The sequence below is a fragment of the Acinetobacter sp. IK31 genome, assembly GCF_035615195.1.
Classification (GTDB): Bacteria; Pseudomonadota; Gammaproteobacteria; order Pseudomonadales; family Moraxellaceae; genus Acinetobacter; species Acinetobacter calcoaceticus_C.
Map to the genome: position 1 here is coordinate 1 of NZ_JANBOB010000019.1, position 26,731 is coordinate 26,731.

The 26,731-nt window shown below is 40.1% G+C and carries 27 protein-coding genes; 20 read left to right on the forward strand and 7 right to left on the reverse strand.

All coding sequences use genetic code 11. From position 1 onward, the window contains the following. The 4 genes from MSG66_RS11880 to MSG66_RS11895 all read left to right on the forward strand — a co-directional run. Nucleotides 1-822 (forward strand): HlyD family type I secretion periplasmic adaptor subunit (locus MSG66_RS11880; protein WP_324653444.1); only part of this gene is annotated, 822 nt, incomplete at its 5' end. Nucleotides 823-914: 92 nt separating this feature from the next. Next, nucleotides 915-1,514: an IMPACT family protein gene (locus MSG66_RS11885; protein ID WP_262473011.1), complete on the forward strand. Its 600-nt coding sequence runs from the start codon at nucleotides 915-917 to the stop codon at nucleotides 1,512-1,514. Next, complete coding sequence (locus tag MSG66_RS11890; protein ID WP_133974415.1) at nucleotides 1,507-2,118, forward strand: DapH/DapD/GlmU-related protein; 612 nt, start codon at nucleotides 1,507-1,509, stop codon at nucleotides 2,116-2,118. The genes MSG66_RS11885 and MSG66_RS11890 overlap by 8 nt, the downstream gene beginning before the upstream one ends. A gap of 155 nt (nucleotides 2,119-2,273) precedes the next feature. Then, complete coding sequence (locus tag MSG66_RS11895) at nucleotides 2,274-3,116, forward strand: universal stress protein (protein WP_042897294.1); 843 nt, start codon at nucleotides 2,274-2,276, stop codon at nucleotides 3,114-3,116. Nucleotides 3,117-3,232: 116 nt separating this feature from the next. Here the strand turns inward: MSG66_RS11895 and MSG66_RS11900 are convergent, their stop codons facing one another. Beyond that, nucleotides 3,233-3,901 carry an O-methyltransferase gene (locus MSG66_RS11900; RefSeq protein ID WP_133974413.1) on the reverse strand — a complete coding sequence of 223 codons (669 nt, stop codon included), beginning with the start codon at nucleotides 3,899-3,901 and terminating at the stop codon, nucleotides 3,233-3,235. Nucleotides 3,902-4,098: 197 nt separating this feature from the next. Between MSG66_RS11900 and MSG66_RS11905 the strand changes: the two genes are divergently transcribed. After that, complete coding sequence (locus tag MSG66_RS11905; RefSeq protein WP_324654216.1) at nucleotides 4,099-4,545, forward strand: GNAT family N-acetyltransferase; 447 nt, start codon at nucleotides 4,099-4,101, stop codon at nucleotides 4,543-4,545. Between the two features lie 45 nt (nucleotides 4,546-4,590). Here the strand turns inward: MSG66_RS11905 and MSG66_RS11910 are convergent, their stop codons facing one another. The 5 genes from MSG66_RS11910 to MSG66_RS11930 all read right to left on the reverse strand — a co-directional run bounded on the left by MSG66_RS11910 (nucleotide 4,591) and on the right by MSG66_RS11930 (nucleotide 10,526). After that, nucleotides 4,591-5,313, reverse strand: coding sequence for a peptidase M15 (locus MSG66_RS11910; RefSeq protein ID WP_324654217.1), 723 nt, complete (start codon nucleotides 5,311-5,313; stop codon nucleotides 4,591-4,593). Nucleotides 5,314-5,443: 130 nt separating this feature from the next. Then, nucleotides 5,444-5,767: a ferredoxin FdxA gene (fdxA, locus tag MSG66_RS11915; protein ID WP_003650851.1), complete on the reverse strand. Its 324-nt coding sequence runs from the start codon at nucleotides 5,765-5,767 to the stop codon at nucleotides 5,444-5,446. 344 nt (nucleotides 5,768-6,111) lie between these two features. Then, complete coding sequence (locus MSG66_RS11920) at nucleotides 6,112-6,642, reverse strand: GNAT family N-acetyltransferase (RefSeq protein WP_133974409.1); 531 nt, start codon at nucleotides 6,640-6,642, stop codon at nucleotides 6,112-6,114. A 60-nt stretch (nucleotides 6,643-6,702) separates the two neighbouring features. Further along, nucleotides 6,703-9,342 (reverse strand): DNA mismatch repair protein MutS, encoded by a 2,640-nt coding sequence (mutS, locus tag MSG66_RS11925; RefSeq protein ID WP_324654218.1) that lies wholly within the window; start codon nucleotides 9,340-9,342, stop codon nucleotides 6,703-6,705. A gap of 272 nt (nucleotides 9,343-9,614) precedes the next feature. Then, nucleotides 9,615-10,526 carry a LysR family transcriptional regulator gene (locus MSG66_RS11930; protein WP_324654219.1) on the reverse strand — a complete coding sequence of 304 codons (912 nt, stop codon included), beginning with the start codon at nucleotides 10,524-10,526 and terminating at the stop codon, nucleotides 9,615-9,617. A 103-nt stretch (nucleotides 10,527-10,629) separates the two neighbouring features. Between MSG66_RS11930 and MSG66_RS11935 the strand changes: the two genes are divergently transcribed. Further along, nucleotides 10,630-11,820, forward strand: a complete 1,191-nt coding sequence (locus MSG66_RS11935) for an MFS transporter (RefSeq protein ID WP_324654220.1) — start codon at nucleotides 10,630-10,632, stop codon at nucleotides 11,818-11,820. A gap of 93 nt (nucleotides 11,821-11,913) precedes the next feature. On the opposite strand, the gene paaZ is transcribed toward MSG66_RS11935, so the two are convergent. After that, nucleotides 11,914-14,016, reverse strand: coding sequence for a phenylacetic acid degradation bifunctional protein PaaZ (gene paaZ / locus MSG66_RS11940; RefSeq protein WP_324654221.1), 2,103 nt, complete (start codon nucleotides 14,014-14,016; stop codon nucleotides 11,914-11,916). 264 nt (nucleotides 14,017-14,280) lie between these two features. Here paaZ and paaA point away from each other — a divergent pair, with 264 nt between their 5' ends. The 14 genes from paaA (at nucleotide 14,281) to MSG66_RS12010 (ending at nucleotide 26,329) form a co-directional block, all read left to right on the forward strand. Beyond that, complete coding sequence (paaA, locus tag MSG66_RS11945; protein WP_324654222.1) at nucleotides 14,281-15,219, forward strand: 1,2-phenylacetyl-CoA epoxidase subunit PaaA; 939 nt, start codon at nucleotides 14,281-14,283, stop codon at nucleotides 15,217-15,219. 32 nt (nucleotides 15,220-15,251) lie between these two features. Continuing rightward, the gene (gene paaB, locus MSG66_RS11950; protein ID WP_075431337.1) at nucleotides 15,252-15,542 is read left to right on the forward strand and encodes a 1,2-phenylacetyl-CoA epoxidase subunit PaaB; all 291 of its coding nucleotides are present in this window, start codon (nucleotides 15,252-15,254) and stop codon (nucleotides 15,540-15,542) included. 12 nt (nucleotides 15,543-15,554) lie between these two features. Then, entirely contained in the window at nucleotides 15,555-16,310 is a 756-nt protein-coding gene (paaC, locus tag MSG66_RS11955) for a 1,2-phenylacetyl-CoA epoxidase subunit PaaC (RefSeq protein WP_133974400.1), read from the forward strand. Nucleotides 16,311-16,326: 16 nt separating this feature from the next. Beyond that, nucleotides 16,327-16,827, forward strand: coding sequence for a 1,2-phenylacetyl-CoA epoxidase subunit PaaD (paaD, locus tag MSG66_RS11960; protein WP_324654223.1), 501 nt, complete (start codon nucleotides 16,327-16,329; stop codon nucleotides 16,825-16,827). A gap of 23 nt (nucleotides 16,828-16,850) precedes the next feature. Beyond that, complete coding sequence (paaE, locus tag MSG66_RS11965) at nucleotides 16,851-17,912, forward strand: 1,2-phenylacetyl-CoA epoxidase subunit PaaE (protein WP_202743821.1); 1,062 nt, start codon at nucleotides 16,851-16,853, stop codon at nucleotides 17,910-17,912. A gap of 9 nt (nucleotides 17,913-17,921) precedes the next feature. Next, nucleotides 17,922-18,695, forward strand: coding sequence for an enoyl-CoA hydratase-related protein (locus tag MSG66_RS11970; protein WP_324654224.1), 774 nt, complete (start codon nucleotides 17,922-17,924; stop codon nucleotides 18,693-18,695). After that, the gene (gene paaG / locus MSG66_RS11975) at nucleotides 18,695-19,486 is read left to right on the forward strand and encodes a 2-(1,2-epoxy-1,2-dihydrophenyl)acetyl-CoA isomerase PaaG (protein WP_324654225.1); all 792 of its coding nucleotides are present in this window, start codon (nucleotides 18,695-18,697) and stop codon (nucleotides 19,484-19,486) included. The genes MSG66_RS11970 and paaG overlap by 1 nt, the downstream gene beginning before the upstream one ends. Nucleotides 19,487-19,488: 2 nt before the next feature. Continuing rightward, entirely contained in the window at nucleotides 19,489-21,027 is a 1,539-nt protein-coding gene (locus tag MSG66_RS11980) for a 3-hydroxyacyl-CoA dehydrogenase (RefSeq protein WP_324654226.1), read from the forward strand. A 12-nt stretch (nucleotides 21,028-21,039) separates the two neighbouring features. Next, nucleotides 21,040-22,248, forward strand: coding sequence for a 3-oxoadipyl-CoA thiolase (gene pcaF / locus MSG66_RS11985; protein ID WP_324654227.1), 1,209 nt, complete (start codon nucleotides 21,040-21,042; stop codon nucleotides 22,246-22,248). 40 nt (nucleotides 22,249-22,288) lie between these two features. Beyond that, nucleotides 22,289-23,578 carry a phenylacetate--CoA ligase PaaK gene (gene paaK / locus MSG66_RS11990; protein WP_324654228.1) on the forward strand — a complete coding sequence of 430 codons (1,290 nt, stop codon included), beginning with the start codon at nucleotides 22,289-22,291 and terminating at the stop codon, nucleotides 23,576-23,578. Between the two features lie 53 nt (nucleotides 23,579-23,631). Further along, on the forward strand, nucleotides 23,632-24,597 hold the full coding sequence (locus tag MSG66_RS11995; protein ID WP_133974388.1) for a PaaX family transcriptional regulator C-terminal domain-containing protein: 966 nt from the start codon (nucleotides 23,632-23,634) through the stop codon (nucleotides 24,595-24,597). Further along, entirely contained in the window at nucleotides 24,584-25,189 is a 606-nt protein-coding gene (locus MSG66_RS12000) for a gamma carbonic anhydrase family protein (protein ID WP_324654229.1), read from the forward strand. Before MSG66_RS11995 ends, MSG66_RS12000 begins: the two co-directional genes overlap by 14 nt. Before the next feature lie 61 nt (nucleotides 25,190-25,250). Next, a complete protein-coding gene (locus MSG66_RS12005) occupies nucleotides 25,251-25,400 on the forward strand; it encodes a hypothetical protein (protein ID WP_324654230.1) in 150 nt (49 codons plus the stop codon). Between the two features lie 302 nt (nucleotides 25,401-25,702). Then, a complete protein-coding gene (locus tag MSG66_RS12010; RefSeq protein WP_324654231.1) occupies nucleotides 25,703-26,329 on the forward strand; it encodes a hypothetical protein in 627 nt (208 codons plus the stop codon). Nucleotides 26,330-26,731 lie beyond the last annotated feature (402 nt).

Here is a 26,731-nt window from a genome sequence, read left to right on the forward strand (position 1 = left end):
GTAAATGGAACACCATTGGCTTTTCCTGAAATTGTGCTGAAAGAACCAAAACTTGTACATGAAGAAACAGCGCTCTATCGGTCTCGTCGTGCAGATTTGGAACAGACCATTGCAGGCTTAAAACAAGCTTTGCAACTGGTACAACAAGAACTGGCAATGACCGAACCGTTAGTTGCTAAAGGTGCAGCCAGTGAGGTTGAAGTTTTACGTTTACGTCGTGAAGCAAACGACCTTAGAAATAAAATGAATGATGCGCAGAATCAATATTTCGTTAAGGCTCGTGAAGAGTTATCAAAAGCCAATACCGATATTGAAACGCAACAACAAGTTGTGCTGGGTCGTACTGACAGCTTGGATCGTGCTATTTTTAAAGCGCCAGTACGTGGTGTTGTAAAAGAAATTGCGGTCACTACCCATGGTGGTGTTATTCCACAAAATGGTAAGTTGATGACCATTGTTCCAATTGATGAGCAGTTGCTGATTGAAGCACGTATTTTACCGCGTGACATTGCATTTATTCGTCCGGGACAAGAAGCGCTGGTTAAGATTACTGCTTATGACTACTCAATTTATGGTGGTTTAAAAGGTAAGGTAACGGTTATTTCACCAGACACGATTCGTGATGAGGTTAAACAAGACCAATTCTATTATCGTGTTTATATCCGGACTGATTCTGACAAGCTTTATAATAAACAAGGTAAGGCATACGGTATTACACCGGGTATGGTGGCAACGGTAGATATTCGTACTGGTCAAAAAACGGTACTGGATTACTTGCTTAAACCATTTAATAAAGCCAAAGAAGCGTTACGAGAAAGATAATAAAAAAAGCCCCGAAATTCGGGGCTTTTTTATGGGTTTGATTCTATTAAATTCACGTTATAATTTGATTTTTATTATGCTTTATTTAATTTATGGCTTTTACGATTGCATTACCCGTTACGTTTGAAGAAGAAATTAAAAAAAGTAGATTTCAGGCTATCGCTGCGCCAGTAGAAAACGAACAACAAGTTAAAGAATTTTTAGAACAAAACAAAGATGTTTCAACAACTCATCAATGCTGGGCATGGAAAATTGGCCATAACGTTCGCTTTAATGATGATGGTGAACCTTCAGGAACAGCAGGGCGTCCAATCTTGGCAACCATTGAAGGGAATGATCTGACGAATATTATTGTAATGGTTAACCGCTGGTATGGTGGAATAAAACTAGGAACTGGCGGCCTTGTAAGAGCATACGGTGGTTGTGCTGGGCAATGTTTACTATTGGCTGAGCGTATTGAACTCATTGCAAAGAAAACGATTCATTTTTCCTGCCATTTTAATGAGTGGGCTATATTTCAATATGAGCTTACTCAGCAACAAATTGAATATCAGGAAGCCTACACTGCAACGGGCGTAGACATCGAAGCAAGACTACAAATACATCAAATTGAGCCACTTGCCTTAAAACTCAGAGATGTAACGCGTGGTCGTGAAGAGTTAAAAATTGAAGAAGAATTAACTGATGACTGATTCCTTACTCAAATATCGAGAGCAACATAAGCACCGCTTAAACTACATGCCATGGTTATATTGGACTTTAAAACCTAAAAATCGCGCTTGGGCTGAAGAATGGCAAAAAGAATATCAAGCTTATTTGATGGACATGGAAACAGTTGAGATTGGGGAAAACTGTTTTATTTCACCCTTAGCTCATATTTTTGCTGAACCGGGACGAAAAATTATTATTGGCGATAATTGTTTTATTGCCGCAGATTGCAGTTTGCATGGGCCCCTTGAAATTGGCAATGAGGTCGCGATAAATCATCACTGTATTTTAGACGGGGGACGAGCCGGCATAAAGTTGCATGATCAGGTCCGTATTGCTGCGTATTGTCACTTATATGCGTTTGATCACGGTATGCAGTTAGACCGTCCACTTTACCAGCAACCTGTCACTTCCAAAGGAATTGAAATTGAGCAGGACGTTTGGTTGGGTGCACATGTGGGTATTAAAGATGGTATTAAAATAGGTCAGCATGCTGTGGTTGGCATGAATAGTATGGTGACGAAAGATGTGGAACCGTACCATATTGTAGGCGGCAACCCAGCAAAATTTATTCGTTTAAGGGAGTAATACAGTCTCAAGAATGTAATAATATGTTTGATCTTTAAACAAAAAAGTTGATTTTTATACATAAACCTTAACATACGAATTTTTATCTATGCTAAGTTAAAGCTAAGTTTTAAGAATAATCTCCAAGGCAATAGACCTGAAGAAGAGAGGCTAACATGAACCGTGTTATTGCGTGTATTGACTCATCACCGTGTATTAATGCTATTGCCGATGCAGCAGCATGGGTTGCTAAAGCAACCGGACGAGAACTTGTATTATTACAAATTCTAGACTATTACCCTGCAAGTTATCATTTAGGTGAAATTAGTGGAGTAATCGGCTTTGAAAGCAATGCAATGCTGCTAAAAGAGTTAGCTGAGCTGGAACAAAAACAAAGTGAACTCGCTTTAGACTATAGCAATAATTTACTCCGTCATATTTCCGATCTTATTAAAGAAAAACACGATATAACTTGTTCAAAAATTCAAGAAAAAGGCGATTTTTTAGAGCAAAGTTTTAATCTCTTGCATGAAAATGACATTGTGATTTTAGGTCGAGTCGGGGAAAGAGCTGCCGAAAAACATAAACCAATTGGCAGTAATGTTGAAAACTTTATTCGCGGAGCCAACTGTACTGTTTTGACCATTGGTGAAAATTTTAAAATACCAACGCGATTTATCTTCGCTTATGAATATTCACCAACTTGTCAAAAAATGATGCGCCGCATTGCGCAAAGTGATTTATTGCGAACACTACAATGTCATTTGGTCTATGTAGGCGATCATCCAGAAATTTTAAATGAACCTGAGCATTACCTTAAACAAGCGGGCATTGATGTGGTGACCGTATATCGCTATGGTGATGTTGCACAAAATATTTTAGAGTACCAACAAGAACATGGTATTCAAATTATTGTGCTTGGGGCATTTAGTCATAGCAAGATTCATCAATTCTTCTTGGGAAGTATTGCAACAACCATATTCCGAAACGCGACTGTACCCTTGCTTGTGGCTAAATAATAAGATTTCCATATAGTTATCCGCAAAACTTGTGGATAACTATATGGAAAAGCAACAGTAATAAAAGTAATTTATTGATTATAAATAAAAAAATAAATAAGACGATTTTTTAACCGTTATTTCACAATTGCAATTGCGAAGCCATCATGACCTTTTGAACCAACCGTTTGTAATGCTGTACAAGACAATATTTGCGGGTGATTTTCGAGAGCTTTAAACATTTCACGGATGCCTTCAATACTTGGTTTTTTATTATCTGGATTTAAAATATCACCTGCGCGAATCACATTATCAAGCACAATAATCGTACCTGATCTGGAGAATTTCAGGCTCAATTCTAAATATTCCGGATAACCCTGTTTATCAGCATCAATGAAAATAAAATCAAAAGGCTCGATAGATTGAGGTTCGATCGCAGAAAGAATATCTGCGGCACGGCCAGTTTTAAGCTCAACTTTTACAGGAAGATTCGCATGGTCGATATTTTTTTGTGCCATTTCTGCGTGAGTGTCACGGCCTTCTATGGTCAGTAAATAACCATCTTCAGGTAATGCACGGCCTAACCAAATTGTACTGTATGCAGCAAAGGTTCCAATTTCTAAAACTCGTTTGCATTTATTCATTTGAATAAGCATCTGCAAGAACATTCCTTGGTTAGGAGCCACTGCAAGATGATTTGAGAAGCCGTGTTCATCGGTATTCTTTAATGCATATTCGAGTCGCGGGTCTTCGGGAATTAAATGTGAATCGATATATTCGTCAATGTCTGTCCACATCTGCTGCATAATCAAATTTACCTATATGTTGATAAGGGTATTTTAAACATTTATGCATAGAGTGCAAAAATCTTCGTTTCAAGAAATTTTGGTTGATTGGGAAATGAGCAAATTAATTTTTTAAGTAGCCCACCCAAATTAAAAAATAAGTATAAAAAGGTTCATTTCTTGCTTATTTTTATCAATGTGTAGTTAGGGATGTATAAATGAGAATTACATTGTGTGCTTTCACAAGTGTAGATTTTGAAGAGGGCATTGAGGTTTATTGTTCAGCTTTTAGTAATGAGCCATGGAATGAGCAGTTTGATGATTTAGAACCCGTGAGAAAATATTTTGAGCATTATTTTCAATATTCATGTTCTTTTGGCTTTTGCGCAAAATGGGAAAACCAATTAATTGGTGTTGGGATGGGACATATTCATCCAACGATACAAGGGGTTCGTTATTATCTAGATGACTTTTTTATTCATCCCCAATATCAGGGAAAAGGAATTGGTTCTAAGCTTTTAAAGTATATAGAAGAAAAGTGTAGAGAAAATAATATAGAAACCATTGTTCTACATACATTGAGAGAATCTATTTCTGAAGATTTTTATAAGAAGCAGGGCTTTAAAACACGTTCAAAACTTATCTCTTTAGCCAAACGCTTGTAATAGGCTTAAGTAAAAACTCCTTTCAATTGAAAGGAGTTTTTTAATTTAGAAATTACACATCGAACTGCTTCGAGTTAAATCGGGTCCCCAAGTACGATAGCCTTGAGTATCGATATGAATCTGTCCGGAACTATACAAACCAATACCCATATTTAAGCTTTGGCCATGCTGTGCCCAAAATTGACAGAGTTTAAACTTAGTATTTTCGATAAAAGCATAATCTTGAGCTTGAGGGAACTCAGGACCAATACGGAAATCAATTGCAGAGTTAAATAAATGTTTAGAAGAGCTTGCGCCACCAGCACATTCATTTAAAGGTAAATCTCGGTAAACTGAGGTTACTTCAAAGTCGGTTAAAACTTTTGACGCAACTAAATATTTAAATACGCGTAGGGTCGATAAAGAATTTCCCCAAAGTTCACGATTTGGTACGGCATATTCTGAACGGCCACATTTTTGCCAATCTCGTGCTGAACGTAATAGTTCAAAACTCGGCACAATGCCTGCTACATTGTTTTTGGTTAAGAATTTTTCGTATTCACGAACACGTCCGTAATTTTCACCAGAACTTAACCAATTTCGATAAGATGTAGGCTCAACTTTAGGGGGAATCGGGCGCTCAATAATAACGCGCTCTTGTGGAATGAAAATTCGTTTACCACTTGGAGAGGTTTTGCCTGTTGTTGTGTGTTGGGGAGAGCTGACACAACCTACCATAACCGCTTGGATTATGCATAAGGGCACCATACTCTGCAAAAACTTCCGCATAAGAAAATTAAGCATTTATAAATATTGCAGCTATTTTAATGCAAAACAGTGCACAAATTACGAGGAATTTGCAATGAAATGTTTTAATAGGGTATAAAAAAGATCAGCGGTTGCTGATCTTTTTTTGAAATTACTTTTCAAGATATTGTAATTTGTCAGGTTTGCCGTTCCACTCTTCACGGTCAGCTGGTTGATCACCAATTTGAGTAATGTTAGGCCATTTTTGAGAAAGGTCGGCATTTAATTCAATAAACACCTCCTGACCTTCTGGTAACTCATCTTCAGAGAAAATTGCATTTGCCGGACACTCTGGTTCACATAATGCACAGTCAATACATTCATCCGGATTAATCACTAGGAAATTCGGACCTTCGTAAAAACAGTCTACAGGACAAACTTCTACGCAATCTTGGTATTTACATTTAATACAATTTTCAGTGACAACAAAGGTCATGGCGACAGCTACCTAAAAAATATGGTTTCATTTCGAATAGCTTATTTTAGGCAAAAAAGGGGTAAACAAACAATTGCTTTTATTGATATTCTTTATTCATGCATATGAAGATAAGTTAATACGTTGATAATCAAATGGATCTTCCAGCCTTAAGATGTACTAATCTATAAAATTAAAATAATAATATATTTTATAAAACAATTACTTAAAAAATATTTCCTTTGAATATTCAGATGTCATTTAAGTCAAGCCATCTATTTTATTAGATGCCTTAACTTCTCATTTTTTCTTTTATAAATTTTGATTTTCTGTTTTTTTGTCGAAAATTCTTTAAATCTGTAAAACTAAAGGGGGCAAAGTAAATGGATATCTTCAGGTTCGAGTTGCCAAAGTTGCTGATCTGGAGCGCTTAATGGTTGTGCTCCATGTTTAATATAGAAATCTACAGTGCGCCGACTTGGGGTTGCTGAAATATATAGTTGCTTTGCACCGAGTTGTTTGGCGGACTCTTTTGCAGCTTGCATAAGTTTGGCACCAATGCCTTTACCTTGCTGGTCTGCGTCGACATAGAAATAGTGCAATAATTTAGCGTGAGGATAATCAGAGATGATTTGATTCGACACCACGCTCACGCCAACGAGTTTTTCAGAAGCATCAAATGCACCGATAAATAACGCGCTTTGCTCATAGAGCTGTTTTAATTTTGGTGGGTCATTTTCTAAATGATATGAATCCCAATGTTGGACATCAAAAAAACAATCAACCAATTCTAAGTGTTGGTGATTTTGAATATACATTTGAGTGATTAATTCACGGCGACTAATATGCTGCCAAATAAGATCTATTTCTGAATTTTGTAAAGTTCTTAAGACCATATAAATATTATTCTCTGATATAAATAAGCAGACCTAAGCCTGCTTATTCGGATATGTCTATTATGATTTTAGCGCAGCTTTCAGTTCATAGAGTTGCTCAAGCGCCTGGCGAGGCGATAAGTTATCGACTTCAATTTGCTTAAGTAAATCTAGAGCAGGAGATGAAACTTCTATTTCGACAACTTTCTCTATGATTGGTGAACCAGCGTTCGCATCTGGTGGAGCAAATAAGTCATTTTGAAAGCTGGTTTGTAGATGTTGCTGCTGCTGTTTTTCCAAAATACGTAAACGCTTCTGCGCTTCTTTAATGACATTAGCAGGAATACCGGCTAATTTTGCGACTTGTAAACCATGGCTTTGGCTTGCAGGGCCTTGCTGAACCTTATGTAATAAAATCAGATTGCCATTAAGCTCTTGTGCCGTGACATGATAGTTATCAATTCCTGCTTCACCACCAAGTTCAGTCAACTCGAAATAATGCGTGGCAAAAAGACACAAACATTTTACGCGTTTGGTTAAATCAACCACGCATGCCCATGCTAAAGACAAACCATCATAGGTACTGGTTCCACGGCCAACTTCATCCATTAATACAAGTGATTGATTGGTCGCATGGTGCAAAATTTGTGAAGTTTCTGTCATCTCAACCATAAAGGTCGATTTGCCTGTAGATAAATCGTCGGCTGAGCCAATACGGGTAAAAATTCGATCAATTGGGCCAAGCTTAGCTGCTTTGGCCGGCACATAACTGCCACAGTAAGCAAGCAAACTAATTAATGCTGTTTGACGCATGAATGTTGATTTACCGCCCATGTTTGGTCCGGTAATGATTGCCATGCGGTGTTGGGCATCAAGAAAAGTATCATTTGGTGTAAATGGTGCTTTATTTAATGCTTCAACTACAGGGTGACGGCCTGCCTGAATTTTAATGCCAGTTTCTGGGGTAAATTCAGGACGCGCCCAATTGTTTAAACGTGCTTGATGAGCAAAGTTAGCAACCACATCAATTTGAGCAATTGCTGAACTCATCATTTGAAGATGAGCGATATTTTCGCGAAGGTTTTCAAGTAAAGCTTCGAATAATGCTTTTTCACGTGCTAATGCGCGCGACTCACTCGACAAAACTTTATCTTCAAAACTTTTTAGTTCAGGGGTAATGTAGCGTTCAGCATTTTTTAAAGTCTGGCGACGGATATAATCGGCTGGAGCTTGTTCTGCTTGAGCACGAGTGAGTTCGATGTAGTAACCACTTACACGGTTATAACCAATTTTAAGGGTATTAATGCCGGTACGTTCACGCTCTTTAATTTCTAAATCAATGAGGAATTGACCTGCGTGATCGCGAATTTGGCGTAATTCATCAAGATCAGCATCATATCCTTCTGCAATTACATTGCCATCACGAAGTAATACAGGTGGGTTTTCAACAATGGCAGCCATCAAATGTTGATGAAGCGCTTTAAAATCACCAAGTTCTTGATCAAGTTGAACTAATAGTTTGGATTTTTTCGCTTGAATGACTGGGGTTAATGCCGTTCTTAAAGCTGGAATTTGTGCACATGCATGACGAAGCTGCACTAAATCACGTGGTCGCGCACTGCCTAGTGCAACGCGGCTAAGCACACGCTCAATATCACCAATTTCTTTAAGCACTAAACGCACTGGGCTTTCATGATAACCCTGAATTAATTGCTCAATGGCATCTAAACGACCATCGAGTAATGCGGTATCACGAACAGGTTGCATCAGTGTACGGCTGAGTAAACGTCCACCCATTGCAGTTTGGCAATCATTCACCAGTTGGAATAATGATGTTCCGTGTTCAAATAATGGTTCAATAATTTCTAAGTTTCGACGTGTGATTGGGTCGAGCGCAATAAAGTCCGTGCTTTGTTCAAGCTGAATTGAGCGAATATGTGGTAATGCAGTTTTTTGAGTTTCTTTTGCATAGTGAATAAGTGCGGCGGCAGCAGCTTTGGCTAGAGGTAATGGGTCTAAACCGAAACCTGAAAGCGTTGATACCGTAAACTGATCACATAAGGTTTTTTGTGCATTATTTTGATTGAAGTCTACATTTGGGCGTTTGGTAACGGGGCACTCTAAGTGTTTTTTTATTTGCTCAATAATATTCGTGTCGACCAAGTCTTCATCAATCAAAATTTCACTTGGCATTAAACGTGCAAGTTCAATAGGCAATTGTTCTGGCTTGTAATCTTGTTGTTGGACTTTAAAAATGCCTGCACTTAAGTCGAGTAAAGCAAAACCAATCTGATTTTGATGTATGCATAATGAAACTAGATTGGATGATTGATAACTGCTGAGTAATGCATCATCAGTTAAAGTACCTGGAGTAAGAATACGAACAACTTGACGATCAACCGGACCTTTACCTGTCACTTCTCCAACTTGTTCGCAAATGGCTACAGTTCGTCCAGCTTTGACAAGACGTGCAAGATAACCTTCTGCCGCGTGATAGGGAACGCCTGCCATTGGAATCGGTCGCCCACTCGCTTTACCACGATGGGTTAAGGTGATACCTAAAAGTTTGGCTGCTAAATGAGCATCTTCAAAGAAGAGTTCATAAAAGTCACCCATACGGTAAAACAGCAACGCATGTTGATAGTCCGTTTTGACTTTGAGATATTGCTGCATCATAGGTGTATGAGTAGATAAGTCAGCCATGATTTCAGCGCTATTCATGCGTATTAAACCCTTAAAAAATCAATAATAAATAAGTTAACTTCGAAAGTTTGGTTGTCCAATCAATTCTAACAACTTCTGTGTAAATCTGGCTTAATCTAAGAAAAAAGTATACCTTTTAGTGTACCTTTTTTAGTGTCAATATTGAGTTAACAGTGTGTGAGAACTTAACTTAATTTTTCACGGTTGCTATCTTAACAAATTGAGGCTGATTGACAAAAAGGATTCCTAAAATGAGCGAGGAAATAAATAGCAAAAAGAAAGTGGCCTTATCAGCTCAAACGATCACTCAATTTCTGCTGTATGAAATCAATAAGCGCTCTTGTTTTAGCGGGTAAGTAACGGCGATTTGAATAAAGGGCGAACAATTGCAATGGAGCTGCCGATTGTTCAAACTCAACCTCGATTAACCGTCCATCGCTAATGTATGGTTGGCAGGCTTGTTTGGATAGAATTGCAAAACCGACACCTGATATCGCAGCTTGTCCTGCCATCTCTCCGCTGTTTACTCGATAATGTCCTTTAACCTTGATGGTCTCGAATTCCCCCTTTTTATTGACAAATTGCCAGGGAGCACCTTTGAGTGCATTTACCGTTGTAATACAGGGTAATTCTTCAAATTGCTGGATATGAGTAGGGGTGCCATAACGCTGAATGACGGAGGGGGCTGCAACAATGGTGCAAGGGATAGTCACCAAATGACGGGCGATGTAGTCACTGTTATCCATCTGACCGCGGGTAATAATGATAGCTAAATCCAGATCATCACGCAGAGATTCAAAACCTGATAAATTTGTGACACAGCTGATCTCTAGGTCCGGGTACTGAAAGGCGAAATTGGCAATAACAGAACCCAGCAATGCAGGACCTATTTCATTGGGAATACAGATACGTAATGGACCCTTGAGTTGCATTTGCCGCAACGTTAACTCTGTCTCAGTTTGCTCAAGCGCCTCCAGTAATGGCTTTGCTCGGGTATAGAGTAGCTGCCCCGCCTGAGTAAGTTTCATATGTCGAGTGCTACGCTCAATGAGCTGAAGATCCAGTTTTTCTTCTAACTGAGAAATACAGCGACTAACATTTGATGTCGGCATTTCAAGGATTTTCGATGCCCCAACAAAACTTTCTCTTTCAACCACCGCAATGAACACTTTCAGGGTATTAAAATCCAGAGTCGGACGCATCAATTATCCCATATTTGATAATAATAAGTGCCATTTCTACCATATAATAAACACCATTGATAGCAGTTAAACTTGGATATCTTTCATCCACAGGTTGCTTGCTATGCCCCCAGTCATGCAGACATTTAATCATAAAGCGCTCATGCGGATAGCCTTTGTAATTGCTTTTGTCCAGTTCACGAATGCACTGGAATATATGGTGTTCAATCCTGTTTTTGTTTTTATGGCAACAGATTTCGCAGTGCCTGTATCATTCTCAGGTTATGTGTCTGGCATGTACACACTTGGTGCCGTTCTTTCGGGAGTTATTGCCTTTTACTGGATTGGTCATTTCAATAAGAAAAAATTTTTAATCGCTAATATGGCGCTATTAGGCTTATTAACACTTTTAACTACATTCACATCCAGTTTTAGTCTTCTGCTCGCACTACGATTCTGTGCAGGGCTGGTTGGTGGTACGACAATGGGTGTGGGTATAAGTATATTGATAAACAACGCACCGCCTAACTTGCGCGGAAAAATGTTGGCGACGGTGATTGCGTCATTTTCGATAGTAAGCATTGTAGGAATGCCCACGATATTATTTCTGTGCACACATCATGGTTGGCATGTAGCTTTGTGGCTAATAAGTGCATTGTGTGTGTTGGCATTGCCATTGATTGTATCCATCATACCCCAAGACCCAGTTTCTTTAGATACGTCTTCTAAGCTGCCTCTCGATATGGATACTTTACTGTTCGCCTCGAGTAATGCGCTTGTACAGTTTAGTCCTATGCTGGTTATTCCTATTCTGGCGCCATTAATGATACAGCAGCTAGGCGCTTCGCAAGATCTACTACCTTGGCTTTTCTTCAGCGGGGGCGTGATAGGTTATTTGTCTACAAAAATCACAGGGGCGTTAACCTCTCATTTTTCTGCTTTGATGCTGGCTACAGGTTCTACCATCGTCTTTATATTGAGTTTGCTGATACCAATTTTAGGCTATCAGCATGCAACGTTATTTATTACTTTATTTCTCGGCGCATCTTACAGTCGTTTGGTGTCATCTTCAGTGGTTTCGATTCAGTTTCCTGATGATAGGCAACGAGCTGGATTTTCTTCATTACAGACCTCAATCATGTATCTGGTTACAACCATCGCATTCTTTCTGTCTGCTTTTCTATTACCTGATCATGGCATGGCACCACAAAATGTAAATAAGTTACTGATGATATGTGCAATTTCCGCAGCAGGATTCCCAATTCTCGTTATTATTATGCAGAAGAAACTGGCTAAACGTTTTGATCCAATGTAACTCTAAAGTTGTTATTTTCGATCCATTAAAAGGACAACGACTAATGTAAAAAAACTGATGGATAAATTGAATATCCATCAGTTTGAACTCTATTTATAAATCACGTGCTACTAAAGTTAAAATGTCGTAGGTTGCGACAAGTTCACCGCGCTGGTTTTTGACTTTAATATCCCATACCACCACCCCATGGGCAGGTTGAGATGGGTCTTTTTGTGGTTTAGGTGTTTTCTGTTTACAGGTCAATTCAACCTGAATCGAGTCACCAATTTTAACTGGTTCAACAAAACGTAAGTTGTCCATACCGTAATTGGCAATAACAGGACCTTGCGCTGCATCTACAAATAGACCTGCCGCGGCAGACACAATGAAGTAGCCATGCGCAACGCGTTCACCAAAGAAAGACTCGGCAGCTGCAATTTTGTCGGTATGCGCGTAGAAGTAGTCGCCACTTAAACCAGCAAAATTGACAATATCTGCTTCGCTTACGGTGCGACGCGCTGTTAATAAACGTTCACCAATGACCAGCTCATCAAAAGACTTTTTAAATGGATGTACACGGTCTTCGTTAACTTTCGAGCCGGCAGTCCACGAGTGGGTAATTTGCGTCAGACTATTTGGAGAACCTTGAATTGCGGTGCGTTGCATGTAGTGTTTAACCGCACGAATACCGCCTAATTCTTCACCACCACCTGCACGGCCAGGGCCGCCGTGGACAAGATGAGGCAATGGTGAACCATGACCTGTACTTTCTTTTGCTGACTCTGCATCTAGTACATGTACACGTCCATGCCAAGGTGCAATTTTTTGAATAATCTGCTCAATATTCTCATCATTATTTTTAACGACTGAAGCCACTAAGCTACCTTCACCACGTGAAACAAGGTCGGCCAATTCTTCAATGTTGTTATATGGCATGAGCGTACAGACTGGACCGAAAGCTTCTGTGGTATGAACATGTGTCGCTTGTAAAGGTTGTTCGCAGAGCAATAAAGTTGGAGCGAAAAAAGCACCTTTTTCAGGATGGTCTGCATTAAATGTAAAGGAATCATTGTCACCAAAAACAACCTTTGCATCTTTGCTGAGTTCGGCAACTTTTTCTGCAACGTCATGTTTTTGTTTAATGCTTGCCAATGCCCCCATTGTGGTTTCTTCTTTTTGAGGATCACCCACCACAACTTTCGCAAGTTTGGCAGTCAGCTTTTCTTGTACAGTCGCTAACAATTTTTCAGGAACGAAAGCACGACGAATTGCGGTACATTTCTGGCCTGCTTTTGTAGTCATTTCACGGAAGACTTCACGTACAAATAAATCAATCGTTTCTTCATTTGCTTCAGGACTTAAAATTGCGCTGTTTACCGAGTCTGCTTCCATGCTAAATGGAATTGAATATTTATTGAGGTGAGGATGGTTACGTAATTTTTGGCCTGTGTAGGCAGAACCCGTAAACGTGACGCAATCTTGTGGGCCTAGATGCTCTAACAGGTCATATGTTTGACCGCAAATTAGTTGTAGTGAGCCTTTTGGTAACACATGTGCTTCTTCAATAGCTTTTACGACAGCTTGAGTTAATTGAGAGCCATCGGTTGCAGGTTTAACAATACATGGCACACCCGCAAGTAAAGTTGGTGCAATCTTTTCAAGCATTCCCCAAATTGGGAAGTTAAAAGCGTTAATGTGAACGGCAACACCCGCTTTAGGACTTAAAATGTGTTTAGCGCCGAAAGTGCCATTTTTAGATAATTGAATCCAACTGTCTTCGGTAATAATTTTTTCGTCATTGAGTTCACGACGAACCAGACTCGAATACGCAAATAATGTCTGGATGCCACCTTCAATATCAATCCATGCATCTTTACGCGTTGCCCCTGTTGCATAGGCAAGTTTGTAGAACTCTTCTTTGTGCTCAAGTAAATGCTGAGCAATTTGTTTTAAAGCATTGGCACGTTGGTGAAACGTCCAGTTTGCCAGTTCTGAACCATTTTGCTTGGCATATTGAACAGCACGTTTCATATCAATGCCATGACTACTTACGGCATAAATCGATTCACCTGTAATGGCATGCAAAACAGGACGTAATTCTTCACTGGTCGAATGCCATGTTCCATAGACATAAGAAGCAAGGTGAGGCAGTTGATGCTCAGACTGCTGAAAATCTGTGTCAGTTGAGGTTCCTTCTAGGTGTGCTTGTTCAAGCATGACCAAACTCCTTTTTATGTGATACATCAATTATAAAAATTGCAAAAATATGATTCATAATTTCAGATTAATTTATCTAAAAGTCAACTTTATTTTGATTTTTAAAAGTAAAAAAGTTTTTTACAATTGATTAATTTTTATTATTTTCAATAGTTTGTTTTGTTTTTGTTGGGTGAATTTAATTTGATACTAAAAAATAAGTTGACTTTGTTTTTTGTGTATCGAAAAATAGATTTAAGGGTGATACCTACAGGGAATTGAAGAATGGAAAATAACTACCAGAAATTTGAACAAAATATTGCCAATGACATTACGATCGAAGCTAAGGATGAAATGCCCGATGCCTATCGTAAAACATTGATTCGTCAAATCGGGCAACATGGCCATTCTGAAATTGTAGGTATGTTGCCTGAAGGCAATTGGATTACTCGTGCGCCAACTTTAAAACGTAAAGCTGTTTTGTTGGCGAAAGTACAAGATGAAGCTGGTCATGGTTTGTATCTGTACAGTTCGGCAGAAACCTTAGGTGCTGACCGTGATGACATGATGGAAAAGTTGATTGATGGGAAAATGAAATACTCATCAATCTTTAACTATCCAACGCTGACATGGGCAGATGTAGCTGCAATTGGCTGGCTTGTAGATGGGGCAGCGATTGTAAATCAGGTTGCGCTTTGCCGTACCTCTTATGGGCCATATGCACGTGCAATGGTGCGCATTTGTAAAGAAGAAAGTTTCCACCAACGCCAAGGCTTTGAAGCCATGATGGCTTTGGCAAACGGTGCACCAGAACAAAAACAAATGGCACAAGATGCGGTAAATCGTTATTGGTGGCCTGCACTGATGATGTTTGGCCCAAGTGATGAGCATTCTCCAAATAGCGCACAAAGCATGGCGTGGAAAATCAAACGTTTCAGTAACGATGAATTACGTCAAAAGTTTGTCGATAACACGGTTCCGCAAATTTTGCAGCTTGGTCTAAAAGTACCGGATCCAGATTTAAAGTTCAATGAAGAAACAGGCCACTATGAGTTTGGCGAGATCGACTGGCACGAATTTAATGAAGTGATTGCCGGACGTGGACCATGTAATCACGAGCGTATAGAAGCACGCCGTAAAGCATGGGAAAACGGCAAATGGGTTCGTGATGCAGCAGTGGTCTATGCTAGAAAACAGCAGCTTGAAGCGAACAAAGTGGCTTAACGAGATTTATGGAAAAATTTGAGGAAATCAAAATGGAAGATAAAAAAAACTGGTCACTCTACGAGGTATTTGTCCGTAGCAAACAAGGCTTAAGCCACCGTCATGTAGGCAGCTTAAGAGCACCAGATGATGAAATCGCACTACAACATGCGCGCGATGTTTACACTCGCCGCAATGAAGGAATTAGCATTTGGGTGGTTCGTTCTGAACTCATTAAGTCTTCACAGCCAGATGAAAAAGCTGAATTTTTCGAACCTGCTCTAGATAAGGTTTATCGTCATCCGACTTTTTACCATATTCCAGACGGCATTGAGCATATGTAAGGGGGCGGGAGAATGAATCATTCAGTTTTATCTAAATTCTTATTACATATTGGCGATAGCCAACTGGTCTTATCACAGCGTTTAGCTGAGTGGTGTGGACATGCACCTGAGCTTGAAGTTGATATTGCTTTAGCAAATATCGGTTTGGACTTGTTAGGTCAGGCGAGAAACTTTCTGACTTTGGCAGGTCAATATGATGAAAACCAACGTGATGAAGATCAGCTCGCTTATTTTCGTACAGAGCGTGAGTTTCTAAACTTATTGTTATGCGAACAACCGAACGGTGATTTTGCGCAAACGATTGTACGCCAATGGCTAATGGATCATTACCATCTTCATTTATTTACTGCGTTAACCCAGAGCTCACTTCCTGAATTAAGTGCGCTTGCCGTCAAATCTTTAAAAGAAGTGAAGTATCACATCCGTTTTTCGACAAGCTGGATGGAGCGTTTAAGTTTAAGCACAGATGAAGCGCATCAACGTGTACAAGACGGATTAAATAATTTATGGCGCTTTACCGCTGAGTTATTTGAACTTAATGCAGACGAACAAGCATTAGTCGCTCAAGGCGTGATTCCAGATTTTTCAAATGAAAAAGAACAATGGGATAAAACCATTGCAGATGAGCTTAAGCGCTTTGAATTAAATGTTGCTGTTAATGGCGCTTATCGCCGTGGTGCGAAACAAGGATTGCATACCGAGCATTTAGGATTTTTGTTGGCTGAAATGCAAAGTATTCAAAGAACTTATCCGGGAATGACCTGGTAAGACAAGGAGGTGAGCCATGCACATGATTCGTCATTGCATCGACCAATGTTGGGATGTTTTACAAACGGTAAGTGATCCTGAAATTCCGGTTTTATCTATTGTGGATTTAGGCATGATTCGGGGTGTAGACATTAACGATCAACAAGAAATTGTGGTTCGTCTAACGCCAACATATAGCGGTTGCCCAGCAACAGATATGTTGAAAGCACAAATTGTTGAGGCATTTACCGCAGAAGCGTTGACCCCAGTCAAAGTGATGGTCGATTTATCAGAAGCATGGACCACGGACTGGATGTCTGAGGCGGGTAAAAAGAAATTGCAAGTTTATGGCATTGCACCGCCAGAAGGGTTGGCACATCAGTGTGGTACGCATGTTCATTTGATTGATGGTGTCGAGTGTCCACGTTGCAAAAGCCGACATACCCGACTGTTAACAGAGTTTAGTTCTACCGCCTGTAAAGCACTTTATAAATGTCAGGACTGTCTTGAGCCTTTTGATTACTTCAAATGTATTTAAGTCTTTAGATAAGGAAATCAGCCATGAGCCAATTTGTACCATTAAAAGTAAAAAGTATTACGCCTCAAACCGATCAGGCAATTTGTATTGCATTTGACGTTGTACCTGAGCAACAAGAACAATTTCAATTTCAACCGGGTCAACATTTAACAATTCGCCATTTAACCGAAGCTGGTGAAATCCGCCGTTGTTATTCAATTTGTAGCTACGCTGCAAAAGAAGACATCAGTATTGCTGTTAAAAAAATTGATCAGGGGCAATTTTCACATTGGGCAAATGATCATTTAAAAGTAGGTGATGTGCTTGAAGTGATGCCACCACAAGGCGTGTTTTTCCAAAAAGCAGCCAAGATGGGCGGACAAAACTTTTTAGGCGTTGCCGCGGGCAGTGGCATTACCCCAATTTTATCGATTGTTAAGCAGGTGTTGTTTGAACAGCCTGAAGCCAACTTTACTTTGCTTTATGGCAATCGTTCATGGAAACAAACCATGTTTGCCGAGCAAATTATGGATTTGAAAGATCAGTTTAAAGAACGTTTTCAACTCATCAATATTTTTTCTCGTGAGTTCAACGACAGTGAATTGATGAATGGTCGCATTGACCAAGAAAAGCTTAAACAGCTTTTTGATTTTGATGTACTTGAAACGAGTTTTGACCATGTTTTTGCCTGTGGTCCAGACGAAATGATGAATGCTGTAGAAAGCACGCTACCAAATTATGGGATTGCAGCAGAGAAAATTCACACTGAACGTTTCCATACAGGACAAGCCCGTAAACGTAGTGCTGAAGCTGATGCAAACCGTAAAGAGGAAAAAGTAAACATCATTTTAGATGGTCGTGAGCTGATTGTTTCTGTGGCTCAGGATGATGAAAGTATTCTTGATGCTGCTTTACGTGCAGGTGCTGACTTACCGTATGCCTGTAAAGGTGGGGTGTGTGCAACATGCCGTTGTAAGGTTGTTTCTGGTGAAGTCGATATGTTCCTTAACTATAGTCTTGAAAAAGATGAAGTCGAAAAGGGCTATGTACTTAGCTGCCAGACCTTGCCAAAAGGCCCAAATGTTCGTTTGAGTTTTGATGAATAGAGGCTTCTCATGCAAGAGTTGATTAAAGCCAACACAGCGGCAGAAGGTGTTTTGTTATTAACACTAAACCGTCCAGAGAAAAGAAATGCTTTAAACAATGCAACATTGCAGTGTTTATGCGAATTGCTCGAAGAAGCTGAACATAATTCACAAGTTAAAGCGGTGGTTTTAACGGGTAACGCTCAATGTTTTGCAGCTGGGGCAGATCTTACAGAGTTGGCTGCTATGGACTCTGTCACTTTGCAACTCGATATTCGCCCGAAGCTTTGGCAAAAAATTGATGCTTTTAGTAAGCCGCTCATTACCGCAGTAAATGGTTATGCCTTAGGCGCTGGGTTTGAGTTGGTTTTGCATTCGGATATGGTGATTTGCGGTGAAAATGCCCGTTTTGCTTTACCTGAAATTGGCCTTGGTATGTTGCCGGGTGCAGGCGGAACACAGCGTTTAGCACGCTTGGTGGGTCAGCAACTCACAATGCGCTGGGCAATGACAGGTGAGATGATTTCGGTAAAACAGGCAGAGCAACATGGTATTTGCAGTCAGGTTGTACCGACTGAATTAACCGTTGAATATGCCATTCAACTTGCAGCCAAAATTGCGAAGCAAGCGCCTTTAGCGATTCGCGTGATTAAACAATCAATTAAAAGTATTCATGAAACAACGTTAAGTCAGGGACTCAAGTTTGAACGTCAAAACTTTGTCTGGCTGGCGGCTACAAAAGATCGAAACGAAGGGATTAACGCTTTCTTTGAGAAAAGAAAACCAGTGTTTAGAGGTGAGTGATGGACTATCAAAATATTATTGCTGAAGAAAAAAATGGTGTTGGCTACCTGACATTTAATCGCCCAAAAGCACTGAATAGCTTTAACGTTGATATGCACCGTGAAGTTGCTGAGGTCTTAAACCTGTGGAGTAAAAATCCAGATGTTCGCTGCGTCGTGATTAGTGGCGAAGGCCGTGGCTTTTGTGCAGGTCAAGATTTAGGTGATCGTGTAGTAGACCCAAATGCTGAAGCTCCAGATTTAGGATATTCCATTGAAACTTACTATAACCCGCTCATTAAAACGATTGTAAATATGTCAAAGCCTGTCATTTGCGCCGTAAATGGTGTGGCAGCGGGTGCAGGAGCAAATATTGCACTGGCATGTGATTTGGTGATTGCAGCCAAATCGGCAAACTTTGTACAAGCATTTTGTCGCTTAGGTTTGGTTCCAGACTCGGCTGGTACATGGTTTTTACCACGTGCTGTAGGCCATGCTCGCGCTATGGGTTTGACCTTATTAGGCGACAAGTTGCCAGCAGAAACCGCAAAAGAATGGGGCATGATTTGGGATGTTGTTGAAGACGCTGAGCTTAAAACAAAAGTCACTGAGCTCGCAGAACGTTTAGCGAAACAACCTACATTTGGTCTATCTCTTATTAAAAAAGCGATTCATCAATCAAGTAATAACACCTTTGATGAGCAAGTGTTGTTAGAGCGAGATTTACAACGTATTGCTGGGCGCTCGGAAGATTATCGTGAAGGTGTACAAGCCTTTATGAATAAACGTGAACCAAACTTTAAAGGGCGCTAAGCATGACAGATTTAGACTTATCTCGTGCCCGAATTGCCGTCATTGGTTCTGGCACCATGGGCATTGGAATTGCCCAGTTAGCCATCGTCAACGGGCACTCGACCATTTTATATGATCTGGACGCTCAAAAAGCGCAACAAGCTGTTGAGGGCTTGGGGCAGACTTTTAAAAAGCTGGTCGAAAAGAGCAAGCTCACACAACAGCAAGCTGATGAAGCCTTAGCGCGTTTAACTGTGGTGAATCAAGTTGAAGCGCTACGTGATGCCGACTTGGTTATTGAAGCAGTCGTTGAGAAAAAAGAAGTTAAACAGTCTTTATTTAAGCAGCTTGCTGAAATTTGTAGTGCGCAAACCATTTTTGCAAGTAACACATCTTCAATCTCAGTGACTGCAATTTCGGCTGGCATTGCTCACCCTGAGCGCGTGGTAGGTTTACACTTTTTTAACCCTGCGCCAGTCATGAAACTGGTCGAAATTGTACAAGGTTTAAAAACACCAAATAGCCTATGTTTGGCTTTAAAAAACTTGATGTTGAGCTGGAAAAAAATTCCAGTATTAACCAAGTCGACTCCCGGTTTTATTGTCAACCGAATTGCACGTCCGTTTTATGCAGAAGGTTTTAGAGCACTGCAAGAACAAGTCACCAGCTACGATCAGCTAGACTATGCTTTAAAGCAATGTGGCGGTTTCGCGATGGGGCCGTGTGAACTTACAGACCTCATTGGGCAAGATGTTAACTTTTCGGTGACACAAAGCGTTTATCAAGAGTTTTTTTACGAGCCACGCTACCGTCCAAGCCTGATTCAAAAAGAATTGGTTGATGCTGGCGCTTGGGGCCGTAAGTCAAAACAAGGCTTTTATCGCTATAACGAAAAAAATCAGTACGAGACATTTCAGCCTCAAGCAGTAGTTGCTAAGCCAGTTGATGCACGTATTCAGCTAAAAGGTGCTTGGTCTCAGCTACCTACTTTTTTAACGCGTTTAGATTTAAAAAGCGGATCTGTGAACGATGACAATATTCTTCAAATTGATGATATCGACTTACGTTTAAGCCAAGGTGAATCAGCCAATATTCATTATCTGAGCCGTAAAGTGGTTTTGATGGATTGGCACCATGATTTTGAGCAAGCGCAAGCTTTAGTACTCAGCCATAACGAGCTTTGTGAAGCAAGTGATCTGGCTAAAGTTGAGGCTTACTTTGCACAGTTTGGTATAAGCGTGATGTGGATTAAGGACCATCCAGCACTGTTAACCTTACGCACAATCGCTTTACTCATTAATGAAGCCTGCGAAGCAAGTTTACATGGTGTTGCGAGTCTGGAAGATATTGATAATGCCATGAAATATGGAGTGAACTATCCTAAAGGCCCTTACCAGTGGTTGACACAAATGGGCGGTGCTTATGTGCTCCAAACCTTAAATAACTTATATGCACTGTATGGAGAGGAAAAATATCGCGCGAGTATCTACCTCAAACAATATGTGGCGAAAACTCAAAACATTGCTACTCAATATTCACGCGATATGACCGAATTTGCATAATCAGGAGTCAACATGGAAGACGTTTTAATTTGCGGTTTTATTCGTACCCCAATTGGACGATATGCAGGTGCCCTAAGTGCAGTACGTGCAGATGATTTAGCTGCATTGCCCATCAAATATTTAAAAGATAAATACCCGAACCTACCTTGGAATACTGTAGACGAAGTATTTTTAGGATGTGCCAATCAGGCTGGTGAAGACAACCGTAATGTTGCACGTATGGCGACATTGTTGGCAGGACTCCCTGATGCAGTACCAGCCATGACCGTAAATCGCTTGTGTGCATCGGGCTTGGATGCTGTAGGACTTGCGGCACGCTCAATTAAAGCAGGTGAAGCACAGTTCGTTTTGGCTGGTGGTGTTGAGTCAATGAGCCGTGCACCATTTGTACAAGCTAAGCCGACTGAAGCGTTTAGCCGAACCCCTGAAATTTATGACACCACCATTGGCTGGCGCTTTGTAAATAAGCAACTTAAAGCGCAATACGGCACCGACAGCATGCCGGAAACAGCCGAAAATGTAGCTGAAAAATATCAGATTAGTCGTGAAGACCAAGATGCTTTTGCATTGCGTAGTCAACAAAAAACGGCTGCTGCACAACAAAACGGTTTCTTTAACGACGAGATTTTGCCTGTCGAGATTGTAGATCGTAAGAAAAACGTGAATGTTGTTAACCAAGATGAACATCCGCGTGAAACGACACTAGAAGCACTCGCGAAGCTAAAAGCACCTTTTAAAAAAGAGGGTGGCTCGGTGACTGCCGGCAATGCCTCTGGTGTAAATGATGGTGCAGCATGTGTATTAATTACCAACCGTGAATTTGCAGATGCACATGGTTTAAAACCTTTAGCACGTGTGATTGGCATTGCAAGTGCAGGTGTTGAACCCAAATATATGGGTATAGGCCCTGTACCTGCTGTACAGAAAATTTTAAAGCAAACAGGTTTAGCGCTAGATCAGATGGATGTGATTGAGCTGAATGAGGCATTTGCAGCCCAATCTTTAGCTTGTATGCGTGAATTAGGTTTAAAAGATGACGATAAACGCGTTAACCCAAATGGTGGTGCGATTGCGCTCGGACACCCGTTAGGTATGAGTGGTACACGTTTAGTCATTACTGCAACACGTGAGCTAAAAAAACGAGGTGGACGCTATGCACTTTGCACAATGTGTGTAGGTGTTGGACAAGGCGTTGCACTGATTTTGGAAAATTTAAATTAATTCAGACGGTTTTTAAAATTACATAATGAGGAGAGAGGCGATGGACAGCCTTACAACGGATAATGTTGAGCAATTAACACTTGCAGAGCTTAGAGAGCTGCAAACTAAACGGTTAAAACAAACCCTGACTTTTGTGTATGAAAATAGTCCGGTGTATAAGAAAAAGTTCGATGAAGCAGGTGTACATCCTGATGACTTCGTAACTTTAGACGATCTGGCGAAGTTTCCATTTACAACCAAACAAGATTTAAGAGACAACTATCCGTTTGGAATGTTTGCCGTACCGCAAGAGCAAATTGTGCGTTTACATGCATCATCGGGCACAACGGGTAAACCAACCGTGGTGGGTTATACCCAAAAAGACATTAACACTTGGGCCGATATTGTTGCACGTTGCTTACGCATGGCAGGTTTAAGTGCCAAAGATATGATTCAGGTTGCTTATGGTTATGGACTCTTTACAGGTGGTCTAGGTGCACATTATGGCGCTGAACGCTTAGGTGCGACGGTTATTCCAATGTCTGGCGGACAAACTGAAAAGCAAGTCCAGCTCATTCAAGACTTTAAACCTACTGCAATTATGGTTACGCCATCGTATTGCGTGAGTATTATCGAAAAGCTGGAACAGCAATTTGGTACTGCACGTAATACGTCTTTAAAAGTCGGTATTTTTGGTGCCGAGCCGTGGACCAACGAACTGCGCCGTGAAATTGAAGAACGCTTAAATATTAAAGCACTCGATATTTATGGTTTGTCTGAGGTGATGGGTCCGGGTGTTGCCATGCAATGTCTAGGTGAGGGCGAGGGATTAACCATTTGGGAAGATCATTTCTACCCAGAAATTATTAACCCTGAAACGGGTGAAGTCTGTAAAGATGGTGAACTTGGCGAATTAGTCTTTACGACCATTACCAAAGAAGGCCTGCCGATTATTCGTTACCGTACCCGTGATTTGACCCGTTTACTGGCGGGAGAAAATCTGGCAATGCGTAAAATGGATAAAATTGTGGGCCGTAGTGACGACATGCTGATTATTCGCGGCGTGAACGTTTTTCCAACCCAAATTGAAGAGCAGATTTTGCAAGTTCCGAATTTAGTTCCAAATTATGAAATTTTGGTGACTAAAAAAGGACATATGGATACTTTGCATATTCGTACAGAGATGTGTCATAACTGTACTATACAGGCCAATCAGCTTGCTCAGGAGTTGATGAAACGTATTAAAACCATGATTGGGATTAGCGTTACTGTAGAGGTTGTTACAGAAGCGACCTTACCTCGTTCGGAAGGTAAGGCAAAGCGGGTAATCGATATGCGTCAGATTGCTTAACATCAAGATCATTCAGGGTATAGAATCTATACCCTGAAACTAGCCGCCAAGACATGAGTATGAGTGCAAAAATACAGCAAATAATTGATTCTGTTGTAAAGAATGAGACCTTAAGTGGAACTTCGCTTATTTCGACAATTTTTGGAGATTCAGTACTTCATCGGGGCGGGAACATTAGTCTTGCAAGCCTGATTCAGTTATTAGAGCTGTTTGGTTTTAATGACCGTGCTGTAAGAACTTCTGTTTTTCGTTTAGTTAAAAATGATTGGTTATGTTCAGACAAAATCGGCAGAACCAGTTTTTATCGAATTACCGATTCAAGCCGTTCGACCTATTTGCAGGCCGAGCAACGCATTTATAACGACCAGATGAAAGAGTGGGATCATTATTGGGATCTTATTCTCATGTCTAGCCTCGACACTGAAAATAAAGCGTTGTTAAAAAAAGAACTCGAATGGTTAGGATTTGCCAATATTTCGACAAACTTAATGGCTTATCCAGGTTGTAACCGTATTGAACTGCAACGCTTATTGGTTGACTTAAATATGAGTGAACAAGTGGTGGTGTTTAAAGCCGAAACCTTGCAGCTCTTTAATAACTCGGTTGATACCATTGGGCGTATGCTCAGAACCAACTGGCCAATCGATGAATTACGTCAAAGATATTTACAGTTTCTCGATATTTTTAGAGAAATTGGGGTGTTGTTGATGCAAGAAAACGAACAACTAGAACCAGTTCAGGCCTTTCAAATTCGAACTTTGCTGATTCATTATTATCGACGGATTTTATTAAAAGACCCTGCATTACCGCTTGAATTGTTGCCAACTGACTGGCCAGCGATTAGTGCACGAACTTTATCAATGAATATTTATAAAAAAGTATTTGAACCTGCGGATGAATACTTCTTGTCTGTTGCTGCAACAGCAGAAGGACCAATGCCAAATGCCTCAGCGCATTATTGGCGCCGTTTCGGAGGTTTGGTTGCGACAAATGAGAGGGTAAATCATGCCTTGTTATAGTATTGACGGTGTTATTCCAGTAGTCAGCCCAGAGGCTTTTGTACACCCGACCGCTGTTTTAATTGGTGATGTGATTATTGAAGCGGGTGTATATGTAGGACCATTTGCTTCATTGCGTGCTGATTTTGGACGTATTCATATTAAGCAAAATGCCAATATACAAGACAACTGTACCATTCATGGCTTCCCGCAAAGCGTGACTTTAGTTGAGGAAATGGGGCACATTGGACATGGGACAATTTTGCATGGCTGCCGCATTGGAAAAAATGTTTTGGTCGGTATGAACAGCGTAATTTTGGACTATGCCGAGATTGGCGAAAACGCTATTATTGGTGCGAATAGTCTGGTCAAAACCAAAGATATTATTCCGGCAAATGTATTGGCAATGGGTAGTCCTGCCAAGGTTGCGCGTGAGTTATCAGAACAAGAAAAAAAGTGGAAAACTAGAGGCACGCAAGAGTACATTGAGCTTGCACAGCGCTGCTTAAACTCAATGCAAGAAGTTCAGCCTTTAAGCTCAGAGTTGGATGACCGCCTGACCTACAAAGACTTTAGTTCTTCAAATTATCAGATTAAACAAGATAGTGTTTAACGGATTTTAATAAGTCGATTTCAATACATGAGATTTTCATGAAGAAAAGGCGCTTGGCTATATGGGGGAATATGATGAAAAACACGATCTTGTAGCGATATATAATATTTTAAAAGAAAAAATGCAGAAAATAGAAGGAACTTATCAATGGATTCTACCTTCATCAGGTGAAGTGTTTTTTGTTGAAGAAGATCCACTCTATATTCATTAATTAATTTTCCATCTAAAAAATGATAATTTATAAATAAAAGTCCCCTAATGAGGACTTTTTTATATTTCACTCTAGGTATCTTTAACAATTCTAAAAGCAGGTTTCCCCAAAGAGTGTGGTAAATAGGCTATTGCACAACTATCGAGTACAGCATTGGAATATAAGACCAATAAGTAGTCAGTAAGTGAGGATGCTTTTGTACAAAAGAATAGAAAAAACAGCAAGCATCACTTACTGAAGTGTAATTTTAATCGGGTTAATATTTATATAAGATAGCTAAAAAATCATAAGGATATCAGCTAATGAAGTTTCTAAAAATTCTAAGTTTTAGTGCTATTTTTACGTTATCCGCACATACTTATGCGACAGTGGGTGGTGGACAAAAAATTGAAGTATTGGGTTATCAGGAAAAAGAGAAGAAACTTTATGTATTAAGACATTATGAAGATGGTCGAGGACGTCTACCACAACTCTATTATTATCTATTAAATAGTAAATCACCCGATAAACTTATTGAAGTTGGATCTCTATATATCAATCCAAAAACCCATAAAATTGATTATGATCAAGATAGTAGTGGATTTAATAAGGCTATAAAAAAAATTAAAAAGAATTTAACCCCTTTGATCGTAAGTAATAGTAAGACTGTAAAAATTCAAAGATTAAAAAGTCATCAGAATCAAATATCAGCTTGGTTTGATCCTTCAGAAAAGATGACACAATATAAAACAGAATATGTTGTAAAATCGCCGTCTTTACAAAGTAAGACCCATATTGCAGTTCATTACACCAAAGCAATAAAAATTTCCCAAAATTATAGAGTGCCTAAACAAAATAAGAGGTTAGTTGTCGTTAAATATCTGGGGGTTTCAGAAGAAACTGGTTATGATGTTGAAGACCCTGTTTTACTACTACCTATGAAAAAATAAATTTAAGAGTAAATTCTTTTCTTGGTCCAAATCGATAATACACAATATCTGTGTATATTCAGCTCAAGACTTATCTGCACTTGGCTGGTTTATAAACCCCAATTTAACAATAACTCACTCATTATTTATCCTTACTTTTTAATGATCTATTTTAAAACAAATGTCATTTTGTGTGCTTGACTGCAAAAGGGTTGAACACTATCCTTTGCCTGCTGGCCACATTGCCAGTCGGTTTTGACGAACCGTTTTCACACGAGTATCAGAATTATTCCTTCTGAGGGATAGTTTTGTGCAGCTCTTCGTCTCCCTCTCGTAGCGGTAGGACGGAAGGGGGACACCTTCGGGTGTGCTGGCCTCGTGTGACCAGTTCGTCAACCCTCTTTCGTTCTGCCACCATAATTT

Excerpts from the sequence above, each read along its gene's own strand:
- MSG66_RS12005 (WP_324654230.1), top strand. The coding sequence starts at position 25,251 with ATGGGGGAATATGATGAAAAACACGATCTTGTAGCGATATATAATATT.
- paaB (WP_075431337.1), top strand. The coding sequence starts at position 15,252 with ATGGAAGATAAAAAAAACTGGTCACTCTACGAGGTATTTGTCCGTAGC.
- MSG66_RS11970 (WP_324654224.1), top strand. The coding sequence starts at position 17,922 with ATGCAAGAGTTGATTAAAGCCAACACAGCGGCAGAAGGTGTTTTGTTA.
- MSG66_RS11895 (WP_042897294.1), top strand. The coding sequence starts at position 2,274 with ATGAACCGTGTTATTGCGTGTATTGACTCATCACCGTGTATTAATGCT.
- paaC (WP_133974400.1), top strand. The coding sequence starts at position 15,555 with ATGAATCATTCAGTTTTATCTAAATTCTTATTACATATTGGCGATAGC.
- paaZ (WP_324654221.1), bottom strand. The coding sequence starts at position 14,016 with ATGCTTGAACAAGCACACCTAGAAGGAACCTCAACTGACACAGATTTT.
- mutS (WP_324654218.1), bottom strand. The coding sequence starts at position 9,342 with ATGAATAGCGCTGAAATCATGGCTGACTTATCTACTCATACACCTATG.
- MSG66_RS11920 (WP_133974409.1), bottom strand. The coding sequence starts at position 6,642 with ATGGTCTTAAGAACTTTACAAAATTCAGAAATAGATCTTATTTGGCAG.
- MSG66_RS12010 (WP_324654231.1), top strand. The coding sequence starts at position 25,703 with ATGAAGTTTCTAAAAATTCTAAGTTTTAGTGCTATTTTTACGTTATCC.
- MSG66_RS11935 (WP_324654220.1), top strand. The coding sequence starts at position 10,630 with ATGCCCCCAGTCATGCAGACATTTAATCATAAAGCGCTCATGCGGATA.
- MSG66_RS12000 (WP_324654229.1), top strand. The coding sequence starts at position 24,584 with ATGCCTTGTTATAGTATTGACGGTGTTATTCCAGTAGTCAGCCCAGAG.
- paaA (WP_324654222.1), top strand. The coding sequence starts at position 14,281 with ATGGAAAATAACTACCAGAAATTTGAACAAAATATTGCCAATGACATT.
- pcaF (WP_324654227.1), top strand. The coding sequence starts at position 21,040 with ATGGAAGACGTTTTAATTTGCGGTTTTATTCGTACCCCAATTGGACGA.
- MSG66_RS11905 (WP_324654216.1), top strand. The coding sequence starts at position 4,099 with ATGAGAATTACATTGTGTGCTTTCACAAGTGTAGATTTTGAAGAGGGC.
- paaK (WP_324654228.1), top strand. The coding sequence starts at position 22,289 with ATGGACAGCCTTACAACGGATAATGTTGAGCAATTAACACTTGCAGAG.
- paaE (WP_202743821.1), top strand. The coding sequence starts at position 16,851 with ATGAGCCAATTTGTACCATTAAAAGTAAAAAGTATTACGCCTCAAACC.
- fdxA (WP_003650851.1), bottom strand. The coding sequence starts at position 5,767 with ATGACCTTTGTTGTCACTGAAAATTGTATTAAATGTAAATACCAAGAT.
- MSG66_RS11910 (WP_324654217.1), bottom strand. The coding sequence starts at position 5,313 with ATGCGGAAGTTTTTGCAGAGTATGGTGCCCTTATGCATAATCCAAGCG.
- paaD (WP_324654223.1), top strand. The coding sequence starts at position 16,327 with ATGCACATGATTCGTCATTGCATCGACCAATGTTGGGATGTTTTACAA.
- MSG66_RS11995 (WP_133974388.1), top strand. The coding sequence starts at position 23,632 with ATGAGTATGAGTGCAAAAATACAGCAAATAATTGATTCTGTTGTAAAG.
- paaG (WP_324654225.1), top strand. The coding sequence starts at position 18,695 with ATGGACTATCAAAATATTATTGCTGAAGAAAAAAATGGTGTTGGCTAC.
- MSG66_RS11890 (WP_133974415.1), top strand. The coding sequence starts at position 1,507 with ATGACTGATTCCTTACTCAAATATCGAGAGCAACATAAGCACCGCTTA.
- MSG66_RS11930 (WP_324654219.1), bottom strand. The coding sequence starts at position 10,526 with ATGCGTCCGACTCTGGATTTTAATACCCTGAAAGTGTTCATTGCGGTG.
- MSG66_RS11900 (WP_133974413.1), bottom strand. The coding sequence starts at position 3,901 with ATGCAGCAGATGTGGACAGACATTGACGAATATATCGATTCACATTTA.
- MSG66_RS11885 (WP_262473011.1), top strand. The coding sequence starts at position 915 with ATGGCTTTTACGATTGCATTACCCGTTACGTTTGAAGAAGAAATTAAA.
- MSG66_RS11980 (WP_324654226.1), top strand. The coding sequence starts at position 19,489 with ATGACAGATTTAGACTTATCTCGTGCCCGAATTGCCGTCATTGGTTCT.